Origin of the sequence: Myxococcus xanthus, from assembly GCF_013116825.1 — a bacterium.
Lineage (GTDB): Bacteria > Myxococcota > Myxococcia > Myxococcales > Myxococcaceae > Myxococcus > Myxococcus xanthus_B.
The window spans coordinates 21164-35585 of sequence record NZ_JABFNS010000037.1 but is presented as its reverse complement, the minus strand read 5'-3'; the positions used below and the strand labels follow the sequence as shown (position 1 = coordinate 35585).

14 protein-coding genes are annotated in these 14422 nt (G+C 71.4%); 7 read left to right on the top strand and 7 right to left on the bottom strand.

From position 1 onward, the window contains the following. Positions 1-32 precede the first annotated feature (32 nt). A complete protein-coding gene (locus tag HNV26_RS13265) occupies positions 33-323 on the top strand; it encodes a hypothetical protein (protein ID WP_253816533.1) in 291 nt (96 codons plus the stop codon). A gap of 207 nt (positions 324-530) precedes the next feature. Here the strand turns inward: HNV26_RS13265 and HNV26_RS13260 are convergent, their stop codons facing one another. Continuing rightward, positions 531-1469, bottom strand: a complete 939-nt coding sequence (locus HNV26_RS13260; RefSeq protein ID WP_171440416.1) for a hypothetical protein — start codon at positions 1467-1469, stop codon at positions 531-533. A gap of 238 nt (positions 1470-1707) precedes the next feature. Here HNV26_RS13260 and HNV26_RS13255 point away from each other — a divergent pair, with 238 nt between their 5' ends. The 4 genes from HNV26_RS13255 to HNV26_RS13240 all read left to right on the top strand — a co-directional run bounded on the left by HNV26_RS13255 (position 1708) and on the right by HNV26_RS13240 (position 6993). Next, a complete protein-coding gene (locus HNV26_RS13255; protein WP_171440417.1) occupies positions 1708-4641 on the top strand; it encodes a sigma 54-interacting transcriptional regulator in 2934 nt (977 codons plus the stop codon). Positions 4642-5104: 463 nt separating this feature from the next. Continuing rightward, a complete protein-coding gene (locus HNV26_RS13250; protein ID WP_171440418.1) occupies positions 5105-6076 on the top strand; it encodes a COX15/CtaA family protein in 972 nt (323 codons plus the stop codon). 202 nt (positions 6077-6278) lie between these two features. Then, entirely contained in the window at positions 6279-6626 is a 348-nt protein-coding gene (locus HNV26_RS13245) for a hypothetical protein (RefSeq protein WP_253816532.1), read from the top strand. After that, a complete protein-coding gene (locus HNV26_RS13240) occupies positions 6616-6993 on the top strand; it encodes a DUSAM domain-containing protein (RefSeq protein WP_171440420.1) in 378 nt (125 codons plus the stop codon). The genes HNV26_RS13245 and HNV26_RS13240 overlap by 11 nt, the downstream gene beginning before the upstream one ends. 40 nt (positions 6994-7033) lie before the next feature. Here HNV26_RS13240 and HNV26_RS13235 read toward each other — a convergent pair whose 3' ends face one another. Continuing rightward, positions 7034-7147, bottom strand: a complete 114-nt coding sequence (locus HNV26_RS13235; RefSeq protein WP_253816531.1) for a DUF2379 family protein — start codon at positions 7145-7147, stop codon at positions 7034-7036. Between HNV26_RS13235 and HNV26_RS38960 the strand changes: the two genes are divergently transcribed. After that, the gene (locus tag HNV26_RS38960; protein ID WP_301338441.1) at positions 7126-7248 is read left to right on the top strand and encodes a hypothetical protein; all 123 of its coding nucleotides are present in this window, start codon (positions 7126-7128) and stop codon (positions 7246-7248) included. The two genes, HNV26_RS13235 and HNV26_RS38960, sit on opposite strands and share 22 nt — an antisense overlap. Here the strand turns inward: HNV26_RS38960 and HNV26_RS13225 are convergent. The 5 genes from HNV26_RS13225 to HNV26_RS13205 form a co-directional block, all read right to left on the bottom strand. Then, complete coding sequence (locus HNV26_RS13225; RefSeq protein ID WP_171440421.1) at positions 7245-8759, bottom strand: ABC transporter permease/substrate-binding protein; 1515 nt, start codon at positions 8757-8759, stop codon at positions 7245-7247. The two genes, HNV26_RS38960 and HNV26_RS13225, sit on opposite strands and share 4 nt — an antisense overlap. Next, complete coding sequence (locus HNV26_RS13220) at positions 8756-9514, bottom strand: ATP-binding cassette domain-containing protein (protein WP_171440422.1); 759 nt, start codon at positions 9512-9514, stop codon at positions 8756-8758. Before HNV26_RS13220 ends, HNV26_RS13225 begins: the two co-directional genes overlap by 4 nt. A 21-nt stretch (positions 9515-9535) precedes the next feature. Continuing rightward, a complete protein-coding gene (locus HNV26_RS13215) occupies positions 9536-10489 on the bottom strand; it encodes a hypothetical protein (RefSeq protein WP_171440423.1) in 954 nt (317 codons plus the stop codon). Positions 10490-10556: 67 nt separating this feature from the next. Beyond that, positions 10557-11228 (bottom strand): DUF4142 domain-containing protein, encoded by a 672-nt coding sequence (locus HNV26_RS13210; RefSeq protein WP_253816530.1) that lies wholly within the window; start codon positions 11226-11228, stop codon positions 10557-10559. A 107-nt stretch (positions 11229-11335) separates the two neighbouring features. Next, positions 11336-12985, bottom strand: coding sequence for a mechanosensitive ion channel family protein (locus HNV26_RS13205; RefSeq protein WP_171452802.1), 1650 nt, complete (start codon positions 12983-12985; stop codon positions 11336-11338). Between the two features lie 144 nt (positions 12986-13129). Between HNV26_RS13205 and HNV26_RS13200 the strand changes: the two genes are divergently transcribed. After that, positions 13130-14422: a glycosyltransferase gene (locus HNV26_RS13200; protein WP_253816529.1), complete on the top strand. Its 1293-nt coding sequence runs from the start codon at positions 13130-13132 to the stop codon at positions 14420-14422.

Here is a 14422-nt window from a genome sequence, read left to right as displayed (position 1 = left end):
TGCAATCCCTCTCACCCCTTGGAGTCCGTCCCATGAAGAAGGCTCTCCTCATCGCCCTGTCCCTGTCCCTGCCCGCGTTCGCCTCGTCCGACTTCGATTCGGAGGACCTGTCGGTGGACGTGGACCCGGAGGAGCTCGTGAGCCAGGAGGCCGCCGACGCCAGCCGGCCGCCGCTGATCCAGTTCTGCTGGAACCTCCACTACACGTCGTGCTCCGGCCCGGGTACGACGCAGCAGTGTACGGATGGCATCTGGTCCGACTACGTCTGCACTTGCCGCACCCTGGGCACGCGCAACGTCTGGGTCTGCCCCGAGGTCCGCTGAGTGCCAGGGGCGAGGACTGGGCCTGATATTCTCGCCCCTCTCGCAGTCCATCCTCACACCTGACTCTCGCATCCGGCACGGGTCCATCCGCGCGGCAATGCGCATGGCCTGCGTCGCCACCGTGGCGACCTCTGAAGACAAGCAACCGTTCACCGGTTGCTGCCAGATTGAAGGGACCGGCGTGGCCCACGCCCCAGCGCCAGGCGTCTACCGCGTCCGCGTCCGGCCATCACCGCCGGGCGCGGCGTGGACCTCCTCCAGCGCCTGCGTCACCGCTTCCACTTCCGCGCCGAGCTGCTCCACGCTCTGCCGCAGCCCCAGCCCGGCGATGTCCTCTCCCGCGGTGTCCGCCGAGCGCACCCGCAGCACCTGCGCGTAGAGGCTCTCCAGGGTGTAGTAGAGGCGCATGTGCTCCGCCTCGAGCCGCGCCGCCGCGGTGGCCAGCTCCGCGCGCTGACGCCGCTGCGACTCCAGCGCGGCCAGCGCTCCGGCCAGCCGCTCCCGCACCACCGAGTCCTCTTCCGAAGCCACCCGCGCGGCCAGTGCGTCCCGCTCGGCGTCCAGTCGCTGGGCCTCATCCGGTGGCGCCAGCGCTCGCAGCTCCCGCTCACGGCGCACCAGTGCATGACAGCCCTGCCGCAGGGCCTCCACCGTGCGCTCCGGCGCATGCACCAGCTCACGCAGCACCGCGGGCCCCTCGCGCAGGGCCTCCATCAGCCGGGCGCAGAGGGCGTCCACCTTCGCCACCCGGGCGTCCGCCTCCACCTCTGAGGCACCCACGGGCGTTGGCGTTCGCACGTCGCGCGCGCGGCCCTCGTCACGCCGGGGACGCTCCAGGTGCTTCAACGAAGCCAGGAAGAAGCCCAGGGCCACGAAGACCAGCCACCACAGCCGGCGGGGCTGCGCCAGGGCCATCAACACGCACGTTATCGACGCGGTGACGTAGGCGGCGCCCCGCGCGGGGTTGCGAGAGCGGTTGGACAGCACCTCCCGTTCGGCGCGGCGGGCGGCGCGCTTCGCCTCCCGCCGCCACTGCTTCGCCCACTTCCTGCGAATCTTCCGGGGCGGCATCTGCCCGGTGCGGCGCACCCAGGCCTCCACCGCCCCGTCCTCACGCGCACGGCCCTCCGAAAGCGCGTCTTCCAACCTGAGCAGGCGTTCATGTTGGAGGCGGGAAGGTGGGGAAACCGGAGCTTGGGGACGTCCGCGAGGCACGGGGTGACGATAACGACGACACGTCCCCGCTGGGAGCGAGATGCGCGCCATTCGTCGCCTGCTGCATATGCACGGTGCAACAAACGGAAATGCTCAACCGTTTGCATTCGCCCTGGGAAACTCCGTAGAGAATGTGCGCTGGCGGGGGGCGAAAAAGGGGGCAGGTGCCGTGGAGTTACCGGAGGCGAAGGGGGAGAGCGCCGGGTGGGAACCCGAGACCATCCGCGCCCTGCGAGGCGAGCAGAGCCGCGCGGCGTTTGCTCGCCTGCTGGGCGTCACCCCTCTCACCGTCTACCGCTGGGAGCTGCCGAGCGAAGCCCCCCAGGCCCGCCGTCCGCGTGGCCGTGTGGCCTTGGCGCTCCGCCAGCTCGCCGCGCGAGGCGGGGCCCCCACACCCGTCGTCTCCGCGTCCCGGCGGCAAGAGCTGCATCCCGAGGAGATGGCGCGCATCCTCCCCAGCGTCACCCACCTGACGCGGGCCGAGTGGCGAGCCGCCGAAGAGGAGCTGCTGTCGCTGCTGGCCTCGGGCCTGCTGCGCACCCCGGGCGCGCGGGCCATGGCCGCGGTGGGACTGGCCTATCTCCAGCGCTGGGGCCGCGAGGACAGCCGGGGCGCCTTCACCACGCTGCTGCCCCACCTGGCGTTCGCGGACGCCGGCATCTTCCCCGAAGAGGTGGAGCTGCGCGTGCTCGCCATGGCGGCCAACCTCTACGCGTCACCGGACGGGAAGCTGTTCGACGCGAACAAGTCCGCCGCGTACGTGGCGCGCGCGGAGGCGCTGCTGGCCAACCACGACGACCCGGAGGTGCGCTGCCAGCTGCGCATGGCCGAGGTCGCCTGCGGCTTCTACCTGGGCGAGGCGGAGCGCATCACCCACGGGTCCGGCCGGCTGGAGGATGCGCTCGCGAGGGTGAAGGACCCGGCCCTGCGGCTGCTCGCCGAGGACGCCTGCGCCCACGAGGCGGCCCTGCGCGGCGAGACCACCCTGGCCACGCGCCGCTTCCGCGAAGTGGCGCAGGGCGCGGCGCGGATGGGCTACGCCTTCCTGGAGGCGCGCAACCTGGCCTTCCTGGCCCAGCGCCGGCTGGACGAGGCCTGCGAGCCCTCCGAGGCGCTCCAACTGGTGCGCCGCGCGCGGGAGGCCGCGTATGGCGGGCGCATGGTCCGCGGCTTCTCCTTCATCTTCGCCGCGCGCGCGGAGGCCGAGGCCCTTTTGCGGCTGGCTCGCTTCGAGGAAGCCGAGGCCGTGCTGGATGAAGCGGACGCGGTGGTGGAGGAGCTGCGCTGGACGCCGCTGTACCTGACGGTGACGCGCGCGCGGCTGTATCTGCTCAGTGGCCGGTCCCCGGGCCTGCGCAAGCTGGCGCGGCACCTGACGGCCTACGACGGCACCATCCAGCGGGCCCTCACCGGAGCCTATGCCCAGTTCGCGGAGTCGCTGGGCGACCTCTCCGAGGGCAACGCGCATCGCGCGGCGGAGGGCTTCGCCGCGGCCGGACAGCGCACCATGGAGCTGGGCGGCTGGCCCTACCTGCGCCGCGAATGCCTGCTGTACGAGACGTATGCGCGCGTCTACGCATGCCAGCGAAGCGAGGGCCTGGTGCTGCTGCGGCGGGCGCGCGCCTTCCTGGAGCGCATGCCGTCCGCGTGGCACTCCGCCCTGCTCCACCGCTTCGAGGCCTTGCTGCACGTCCTGGACGGGCGCACCGCCGAGGCCCGGTCGCTGCTGGAGGCCGCGCTGGGCACCTTCAGCCTCACCGGCGACCTGTGCATGGCCGTCTACACGCGCCACCTGCTGGCGCTGCTGGCGCGGATGGAGGGCGACCCCGCCGCCGGTGAGCTGCTGGCCGCCAGCGAGGCGGAGCTGCGCCGCGTGGGCATGGTGGTGCACCCGCAGCACTTCGTGCACCACGTCGCCCGCGAGCCCCACGCCACCGCCCGCGAAGCCGAGGGCGCGCCCCGCCTGGGCGCGGAGGCCCTGGTGGTGCCCTTCGAGCGGCTGTCGGTGCGCGGCATGGGCGCGCCCCTCATCCAGCGCGAGCTGCTGGCCGTGGTGGAGGGGCTCTTCCCCCACGGCGCGCCCCGGCTGGAGGAGCTGGACTCGCAGGGCCGGGCCACGCCGCTGGGCGGCGACACCTCCGTGCCCGCCACCGAGGCCGTGGAGTTCGGGGACGGCTGTGGCCGGCGGCTCCGCCTGGGCGTCGCGGGTCACCTGCCTCCGGACGGCCGCGCGCTGCTGACGGCGCTGTCCCGGCTGGGCGGCTTCGCGCTGGAGGTCGCCACCCTGCGAGGCTTCGCCCAGGTGGACGTGCCCGCGCTCGCCAGTGAGGACACGGACGTGCGAGACGCGGACGTGCCGGGCTTCATCGCCGCCTCGTCCGCCATGCGGCGGCTGCGCTCGGAGCTGGCGAGCCTGTCCTCCAGCCGCGCCACCGTCATCGTCACCGGCGAGTCCGGCTCCGGCAAGGAGGTGGTGGCGCGGGCGCTGCACGCCTTGTCCACGCGCTCGCAGCGGCCCTACGTGGCCTTCAACTGCGCCGCGGTGCCCCGGGACCTCTTCGAAGGGCAGCTCTTCGGCTACCGGCGCGGCGCGTACACCGGCGCGGCCACGGACCACCCCGGCGTCATCCGCGCCGCGCACGGCGGCACCCTCTTCCTGGACGAGATTGGCGAGCTCCCCCTGGAGGTGCAGCCCAAGCTGCTGCGCTTCCTGGAGAACGGCGAAGTCTTCCCGCTGGGAGAGATGCGGCCGGTGGAGGTGGACGTCCGGGTGGTGGCGGCCACGCACCGGGATTTGGGCCAGTTGGTGCGGGAGGGCCGCTTCCGCGAGGACCTCTACTACCGCCTCCAGGTGGTGCCGGTGCGCGTGCCCCCGCTGCGAGAGCGGCGCGAGGACGTGGTGGCGCTGGCCCGGCACTTCGTCCGGCAGCTCACGCCCGAGGGCATGGAGCCGCCGCAGCTGGGGCCGGATGCCATCGCCGCGCTGATGTCACACCCGTGGCCCGGCAACGTGCGCGAGCTGCGCAACGTGATTGAGCGGTCCATGGCCTACGGGCCGTTCCCCGCGGTGCTGGGCGCGGAGCAGATGCGCATCGCAGGCTGAAGCCAGAGGAGCGGCCTCAGCCCGCGATGCGCTCCACCCTGTTTCCCCACACCCCTGTGGGAAGCGGCTCCAGAGATGCGTGCGTCCACGTCTCCGGAAGAACACACCCACGGGTCGGAGAGGGGGGAAACTCCAACCCGGGGTGCCGAGACCACCGAAGCGGCCTCATGCGAAAGAGGTGTGCCTCCAGCGCCCACCGCGGCACCGGATGCACTGTGGGGGTGTTAAGCACCCGGCGTGCCAGCGCCCGGGAGGGTGATTGACCCAAACGGAAATCATCCGCGCGCCCGGACAGGGGGCGGACATATCCAATGGATGCAGGGCAGCATCCATCTGAATCATTCCGGATACACTGGATGCCCAGCCAGCCCGACAGCCGAGCAGCCGCGCTGATGGCCGGGGTGAGCGCCCAAGAGCCGTGTGGGACAGCGGCGAGGGGTGGAAGTGGGTTAAGGGGAGCGTGATGACCCACGCTGCCTCGTCCCGCCGGTTCCAGGCCTTCAGCCTGGGGGTGCTTGCCTTCACGCTGGTCGTGATTCTGTGGGGCGCCTTCGTGCGCGCCACGGGCTCGGGTGCCGGCTGTGGAGACCACTGGCCGGTGTGCAACGGCGAGGTCATCCCCCGGGCCCCCAGCGTCCAGACGCTCATCGAATACACGCACCGGCTGACGAGCGGCCTGGCGATGATTCTGGCGGTGGCGCTCTACGTCTGGGCCCGGAAGGGGCACGCCAAGGGCCACCCGGTGCGGAGCGCGGCGGCCTGGGCCCTGTTCTTCATGATGACGGAGGCGCTCGTCGGCGCGGGCATCGTGCTGCTGAAGTACGTGGCGGACAACGCCTCCGTGGGCCGGGCCCTGTGGATGGGCGTGCACCTGGTGAACACCTTCCTGCTGGTGGGTGCGCAGACGCTGGTCATCTGGTTCTCCCGGGGACGCGCCCCCCTGAGCCTGCGGGGCCAGGGGCTGCCGGGCGCGCTGATGGGCCTGAGCGCCCTGGGGCTGCTGGTGCTGGGCGTGAGTGGCGCCATCGCGGCGCTGGGGGACACCTTGTTCCCGTCCACCACGCTGGCGGAGGGCTTCCGCCAGGACCTGTCGGAGACGGCGCACATCCTCATCAAGCTGCGGGTGCTGCACCCGCTGCTGGCGGTGAGCGTGGGTGCGTTCCTGGTGCTGGCGTCGCGGTGGGTGGCGCGGGTGCGGCCATCAGAGGACGTACAACGCGCGGCGTCCGCCATCACCGTGCTCTACGCGGTGCAGTTGGGCGCGGGCGTCACCAACCTGCTGCTGCTGGCGCCGGTGTGGATGCAACTGGTGCACCTGCTGCTGGCGGACTTCGTGTGGATGGCGGTGGTGGTGCTGTGCGCGGCGGGCCTGGCGGCGGATGCGCCCCGGGTGGTGGCGGAAGCCTCGCCTGCTTCGAGCGCCGAGCCCGTCTGACGGCGTTCGCCGTCATCGGACGCAAGGGCGGAGGGCGCCCCGCCTCGAAGTACTCATCCAGGGTGATACGCGCAGGGTGACGAACCCGATACATGTGGCCGTCATGTCCAGTCGGAACACCCGTCGTTCCCTTGCGTACGCGCTCGCGGCACTTGCACTGGGATGCTCCAGTAGCGCCACTGGCATTTCCAGCCGTCGCGACATGGCCCCTCAAGACGCGTACGCTCAAGCCGCCTGTCTGGACAGCGCGACATGTTGCATTCAGCGATTCGGCCCGGATGCGTGTGGCCTCTCCGCCACCGAGGCGGCTGTGCTCATGGCGGGCTCGCAGGTCGCGGCGGAGGCCGACGCGCCGGACGTCGATGACGCCCACAACACCAACCTGCCCGAGTGGAAGCGCCGCTGCATCGCGACCTACGCCGAGTGCAAGGACGACGACTGGCAGGGCTCCTGCTACGCCTGCTTCCGCTACTGCGAGGGCCAGCAGGAATGGCCCATCAACAAGTGCCGCCCCCGCCGGGGGCAAGAGGTAACAGGGCATGGCGGATGAACTTGAGTGGGAGCCTGTACGAGCCCTCGCGCGGCGCGTGCGGGACGGTGAACGACTGACGCTCACGGCGGAGGTGAGGGAAATGCTGGAACGCACCGCGCCGGAGGTAGGCATCGGCCAAGCCGACGCGGCAGCAGCCCTTGCCACGGCCGAAAAGGCCGAGACCCTTCTGCTGGAATGCGCGCGCCGCATCAAGGAAGGCTCCGACCGCATTGTCGACGCGCTTTACCGTGCCAAGCGCCACCGGAAGGCCGGGGACTTCGACAGCGCCCGCCAGGAAATGCGGGAGGTGCTCGCCGTTGAAGTGGTGCCGCTCTATCGCGAGATAGCGGAAGGCCAACTCGAAGACATAGCAGACGAGCCGTGACAACGACAGGAGCACGACGGCTGCCGTGCGGCAGGTCTCGTTACGGTTCATCGAGAGCGTCCAACTGGACCTGGGCACGCTCGCGGTAGAACGGACCGACCTCAACATCAAGGAGGTCCAGGAGAGGCTCGCGTGCCCCATCAAGCCAAGGCATGTCCCAATGAGGTTCGGAAGATTGCTGACGCGTTCAGCGACTTTCTCGAGCGTGCCCTCGCGAGCGGCAACCGATTCATCTGGCTCGACGAGCAGGACTAACGCGTCGAACGCGCCACAGTGCCCAGCCGAAGCCCCCGAGGCACCACCACACGCTCCACGGCGTCGAACAGGCCACTGGCGAGCAGTGCCAGCGCGGCCGCGGGGACCGCGCCCTCCAGGATGAGCCGCACATCATCCAACCGGATGCCCGTGAGAATCGGCTGGCCGTAGCCCCCTGCCCCCACCAGCGCGCCCAGCGTGGCAGTGCCCACGTTGATGACCGCGGCCGTCTGGATGCCCGCGAGGATGGACGGCGCAGCCATGGGCAATTCGATGCGCCACAGCCGCGCCAACGCGGGCAGGCCCAGCGCCTCCGCGGACTCGCGAACCTCGGGTGGGATTCCGGCCAGCCCCGCCGCCGTGTTCCGGACAATGGGCAGCAGGCTGTAGAGGAACAACGCGGCAATCGCCGGACGTGAGCCGATCCCCAGCAGCGGAATCATCACCACCAGCAGCGCCAGCGACGGCACCGTCTGGATGACCCCCGTCAGCCCCAGCACCCCGCGCCCCAGCCGAGGCCGCCGCGCGGCCAGCACGCCCAAGGGCACCGCGAGCGCCATCGCCGCCAGCAAAGACACCCCCACCAGGAACAGGTGCTCACGCGTCCGCTTCCACACGCGCGCGGCCAATCCGTCCCCGCGCACCTCCGAAGCAACCCCCAGCGCCGTGGCGAGGAAACCCGACGCCACGCGGCCCTCCGACACGCGCTCCAGCCGGGCCCGCGCGTTGAGCTTCACCATGTCCTCCTCGGACACGCGGCCCTCCAGACGCAGCATCGCGGCCAGGGCCTCGGGCGCCCGCGCCTCCAGGTCGTCGCGATACAGCAGCACCGCGTCATACGCGGGGAAGTGGCGCAGGTCGTCCTCCAGCACACGCAACCCATAGGCCTCAATCTCCGCATCCGTGGAGTACAGGTCCGTGAGTTGGAGCGACCCGCTCTCCATGCCCCGGTACGCCAAATCATGGTCCAGCCCGCGTACGTCCCGCTGCGGCAACCGGTAGCTGTCTCGCAAGGCGGGCCAGCCATCCGCGCGGTCCATGAACTCGTTGCTGAAGCCGAGGCGCAGCGAAGGATGGGCACGCAAATCAGAGATGCGGCGAATGCCCAGCCGCTCGGCCTCCGCTTCCTTCATGCCCAGCGCATACGTGTTGTTGAAGCCCAGCGGCTCGCTCATCCGAAGCCCAGACTCAGCCAGGGCCGCACGCAGCGCCGCGTCATCTGGCAGGTGGCGCCCGGACAGCAACTCCTGTCGCAACGTGCCCGTGTACTCGGGGTACACGTCGAGCTCGCCCCGGCGCAGCGCCTCCCAGAGCACGGCGGTACCGCCCAGCTCCCGCCGGTGCGTGACCCGCGCACCGGTGCTCCGCGCGAGCTGCGCCGCCGCTTCACCCAAGATGACGGACTCGGTGAACTTCTTGGAGCCCACGCGCACCTGGGGCACGCCGTCCCCAGCCGAGGACGCCCCGCCACACGCCCCCACGAGCAACAACACCAGGAGCCCCACCCTCACGCCGCGCCTCCCAGCCCACCGCCAGGCAGAGGCCGCTGCGCCTGGATGAACCGGGTGACGAAGTCATCCGCCGGCCGCGCCTCCAAATCCGCGAGCCGCCCCTGCTGCACCACGCGGCCCTCTCGCATGAGCAGGATGCGGTCTCCCAGGAAGCCCGCCTCCGCCAGGTCATGCGTCACCAGCACCACCGTCTTGCGCAGCCGGGCGAAGATGGCGCGCAGGTCACCTTGCAGCTCGTGACGGACCAACGGATCCAACGCGCCCAGGGGCTCGTCCAGCAGCAACACGTCCGGGTCCAACATCAACGCGCGCATCAGCGCCACCCGCTGGCGCTGGCCACCGGAGAGCTGCGAGGGATAGCGCGCCAGCGCGTCCGTGGGAAAGCGCGTCAACTCCACCAAGGCCTCCAGCCGCTCGCGCGTCTTCGCCGTGGACCAGCGCAGGTGGCTCGCCATGAGGGTGACGTTCTCCTCGCCCGTGAGATGCGGAAAGAGGCCGCCCCCCTGGAGCGCGTACCCCACGCGATGGCGCACCGCGAGCAGCGCATCACCTCCCGTGGGCAGCGGCTTGCCATCGAAGAGGACGCGCCCGGTATCACACGGCAGCAACCCGTTGAGCAGGCGCAGCAGCGTGGACTTGCCACAGCCGCTCGGCCCTAGCAGCACCGTGGTGCGCCCTGTCGGCAGGCTCAAGCTGAGCGGATGCAAGGCCTGCTTGGCCCCGTAGCATTTGGAGACGTCCTGGAGCTCGTACACGAGATGTCGTCCTTCGCGGCATCAAGGCAGGGTGAACGCGCCGTTGCAGACGGCGGGATACGGCGGCTCGGAGGCCCGGTGGCTGCACGCGGCGAAGAGCGCCCGGTCCTCCCACGTCACGGCCGCGGCCCACACGAGCAGCGGCCCCTCGGATGAAGGCACCGTGAAGCGCGCGCATCGCGTGTCCAGGTTCTCCAGCCGGCAGGGCACCTCCTCGACGGGCCCCGCTCCCGGCAGCGCGTCCACCAACTCCGCCACGCTCTGCGAGCGCCAGCGCTCCGTCACCTGGGATTGGGCCGGTTCGTAGAGGCTCCACGACAGCGATGCCCCCTCGCAGCGAATGCGTCCCGCGCGCGCCGTGGACGCGGCGAGCAGACATCCATCCGGCACTGCCAGGGCCCGCCATGGCAGGCGCGGCGGAACGAGCAGCGCCTCGCGTCCCAGCGTCTCGCCCTCGGGGCTGCCATTCGAAGCGAGGGACTCCATCAACTCCAGGCAGCGCGCCAGCAGGGGCCGCACTGGAGCCTGGACCACGCACCCGACCTGCCGCACCCGCCCCAGCGTCCCGGTGACGGCGGATGCATACCCGGCGGCGCGACAGTCCTCCGGCTCGCACGCTTCGACACGGACCGCGGGCCACGGACTTCCCGCCAGCGGCAGCGCCTCCTCCACCACCGTGGCACCGGGCCCCAACCGTTCGGTGATTCGCGCCTGGGCCTCCGTCAGTGCCTGCTCGGGCGTCAGGCCCTCCCGCTCGGTCAGCCACACCGTCACGCCATCGCAGCGGTACAGCCGCGAGTCGGCCCGGTCCGGCACCGGCGTGCACCCCTCGAACAAGGCGCGGGCTTCGGGAAGGAAGGGCCCCACGGGCGTGGCGCCCTCGGGGGCAACGGGCGACACACGAGGCGCGGGCGCGGCGCACGAGCACAGGGCCCCGGCCAGGTACACCCACAGCAGCCTCGCGGCGGTCCTCATGCCGCCGGAGTTAGGCGCCCCCTCTTCGTCACGTCAACCCGGCAGGCCGGGCGAATGGATGGCGCGTTCACTCGAATGACTCTTTCAGCCCTTGAGCCCGCTGCAGTTGACGGTCCGCGAGGTTGCCCGTCCTGTCGAGCATGAGGGTGAAGGCCCCATCGTTCTTGTACGTCGGATGCGCCTGCTCCACGAGCCGCAGGCCGTCCTCCTGGTCCTCGATGACGCGCTTCAGGAAGGCCTCATCGAAGTCGCGGCCCTGCGCCTTGCTGAGCACGTCCAGGTGCTGCTGGGCATACGCCACGGCCTGCTCCAGGCGGGCGTCCGCGCGCTGCATGGACAGACTCGGCCCCGGAATGAGGCCGCCGTCCTTGCTCCCCGAGCCGCCAATCCCCGCCGTGGTCCGGGGCTGCGTGAGGTCCGCCACCACCCTGTCCATGGACGGCGAGCCGCCCCACGCCTTCAAGTCCTGCAGGTGCCGGCGGTGCTCCTCCACCAGCCGCAACGCGAACTGCCGCACCTGCGGGTTGGCCGACTTCTCCAACGCCAGGTTGCCCGCCGCGATGGTCTTCGCGTCGAAGAGGGCGAGCTGTCCCAGGAGCAGGTCCCGCGCGGACAAGACTTCCCGCGTCTGCCCCGCCTGGGGCGCCTCCGCCCGGGCGGTGAGCCCCACCAGGGGGCCCATGCCCCACAGGGCCGCGAGGACCGCCACGCCGCCTGCTCTGCCAAGCCTTCCAGTCATGTCCACCTCCCGACGAAGCGATGTCCGAAGGTGGGGGCCGCGTGGCGCCCACGGCAAACACGGCCTGCCCGGCGGGGCCTCCCCATGGGGCCCCGTGAACACGAGACTCAGTCCTGGCGCTTGGCCGCTACCACGACGTTGGCGCCAGCGGGCCCGGACAGCGGCACCACGCCGAGCGTGACGGCGGCGCCGTCCTGGACGTTCGCGTGGGTCGCCTCGGCGCGCAGCACCGGCAGGCCATGCGGCTGCTTCTGGAGGAACGCGATGAGCTTCTCACGAACCATGCAGCGCAAGTCCCACGCCTTGCCCGAATCCGGCGCGCTCACCAGCGCGCGCAGCTTGATGGTGCGCTCGGTGCACTCCGTCACCTGAAGGCCAGCCACCTTGCCGTCCCACAGGCCCACGCCGTCCGTCTCGCAGATGCGCCGCAGCTCGGCGCGGACCGCGGGCACGTCCGTGCGGAAGTCCACGAACACCTCCGCGGTGCCCATGATGTCCGGCGACACCTTGCTCCAGTTCTGGAAGGGCTTGTCGAGGAAGTGGCTCATCGGCACCACCAGCCGGCGCAAGTCCCACACCTTCACGACGATGTACGTGAGGGTGATTTCCTCCACCCAGCCCCACTCGCCCTCCACGATGACGGTGTCGCCAATGCGCACCGGCTGGGTGATGGAGAGCTGGATGCCCGCCAGCAGGGTGGAGATGGACTTCTGCGCGGCGAGGCCCAGCACCAGGCCGGCGATGCCCGCCGAGGCCAGCAGCGACACACCCACGTTGCGCACCGCCTCGAACTGGAGCAGCAGCAGCGAGCCCGCCACCAGCACCACGGTGAACTCAATGACCCGGCGCATGACGGCCAACTGCGTGCGCAGCCCGCGCACGCGCGCCACGTCCTGGCTCTCCGTGCCCACGCGGTGCTCCAGGAAGCCCGCCGCCAGCTTCACGAAGCGCATGAGGAACCACGCCAGCGACGCGATGACGAGCGAGCGCGCCACCAGGTCCACCAGGTGTTGCGCGGGTGGAGGCAACAGCAGCATCCGCGTGCCGGAGGCCACCACCAGCGCCGCCACCGGGTGCCGCAAGGGCCCCTTCCCCGCCGCCACCAGCTGGTCATCCCACCCCGACTGCGTGATGCCCGTCGCCCGCGAGCCCACCCGCAGCGCCACCGCCTCGACCAACCGGCCCGCCAGCCACGCCGCCACCAGCAGCACACCCAGGCCCAGCCACTGCCACAGCTCCAGCACCCACACCGGCCGCACGAAGAGCAGCGGCGGCAGCTTCTCCAGCACGGGCGAGCCGTACACGGCGAAGAGCGTGTCGATGGCGCGCACCGTGTCCTCGCTGAAGACCCAGACGGCCCCCTCCGGGCGCGCCATACGCTGCAGGCGGATGTCCACCGCGCCGCGCGGCAGCGGAATCTGCCCCAGCGAGTCGTAGACGGGGTCGGCCGGGTCACCTTCCGGCTTCTGGCTGATGTTCGAGTAGTCCAGCCACAGCATCCGGTCCATCACGAACACCAGCCGCCGCGCCAGCCGCAGCCCCTCTTCCGCCTGCTGCTCCGGAGGCAGGTGGGACAGTGACAGGTAGTGGGGCGCGCGCGCCGCGTCCCGCGCATGGGCCGCGTCCAGGAAGCCCGCCGCTGTCGCCATGGGCGTGCGGCGGTCCACATCCACTGGAGGCTCGCCCAGCCCTCCATTCAGCGCGAACCCTGGCAGGGGCAGCAGCAACATCAGGAGCAGGGCGAGGCTACGGCGCATGTCGTTTCCTTCGAAGACTGGAGGGAATGGTTTGAACACCAACAATCACGAACGACACGGCCTGTCCAGGCCCCATGTCACGGCGCGTCACGCCGGAGTGCCTGCCGGACAGGCGGGCGGACACGCACTGCTACGCTGGGCGCCATGGCGAGGATTCTCATGGCGGCCCACCCCACGGCGGGTCACACCAACGCGCTGCGCGCCATTGGCGGGCGCCTGCGTGAGCTCGGCCACGACCTGGCCATCGCAACAGTCGTGGCGCCGGCGCGCCTTCCCGGCCTGATGCCAGAGCCGCTGCGCTTCGCCGCCCAGCTTCCGGAAGCCCTGCGCCAGGACGGACTCAGGCTGGTGCCCCTGCGCCCCTCTCCGGCCGCGCTCTGGTACGGCGCACGCATCACCCGGGCCCGGGGACTCGACGAGCTGGGGTGGGCGCTCCGGCTGTTCACCACCGGCATGGAGGGGCATGCACGGCGCATCGCCGAGGAAATCGAAGCCTCTGGGGCGGACGTCGTGCTGGCGGACTACCTCATGCCCGCGGCCCTGCTCGCGGCCCGGAGGACCCGGCGCCCCTATGTGGCGCTGTATCACTCCGCCCTTCCCTTCCCCGTGAAAGGCGCGGCGCCCTTCGGGAGTGGGCTCGAGGACGACGCCCCCCGCGATGCCGCATGGGCCCAGGCCGAGCAGCGGGGGCTCGCGCTGCTGCGCGGGTTCGATGCGCGTGTCGCCCGTGCCGCGAAGCGCCTGCGCGTCCCCTTGAAGACGAACGGGCTGCTCGCGGCGCCCATCTCCGACGACCTCAACCTGATGGCGACGACCCCAGCGCTGGAGCCCGGCCTCGAGCCGCTGCCCGGCCCGGTGGAGATGACCGGCCCGTGCCTGCCCCGGCCCGCGCCCGCGAACCTGGACGACCCCGCGCTCGCCGCCATCCGGCCCGGCCGCACGCACGTCTACGTGTCACTGGGCACGGTGTTCAACGGCCAGCCGCATGTCTTCCACGCCATCCTGGACGGGCTGGCGCGGCACGACGTGGACGTGGTGGTCAGCGCGGGCGCCAGCTTCGAGCGGCTCCAGGCCCGCGCGGGCCCACGCACGCGGGTGTTCCACCGCGTTCCCCAGGTGCCCCTGCTCCAGAAGGTGGACCTGGTGGTGACGCACGGAGGGAACAACACCGTGCAGGAATCGCTCGCGGCCGGGCGGCCCATGGTCGTCGTTCCCTTCGGCGGCGACCAGCTCGCGAACGCGCGGCGCGTGGAGCGGCTGGGCGTGGGCCGCGCCGTGCCGCCCTCCGCGCTGAGCGCCGACGCCATCGCCCGCGCGTTCACCCAGGTGTCCCAGCCAGAAATGGCCACCAAGGCCCGCGCCCTCGCCGCGACGCTGGAGGGCGTGGACGGCACCGAGCGCGCGGCCCAGGCCGTGCTGCGGCTCCTCCCGACATGA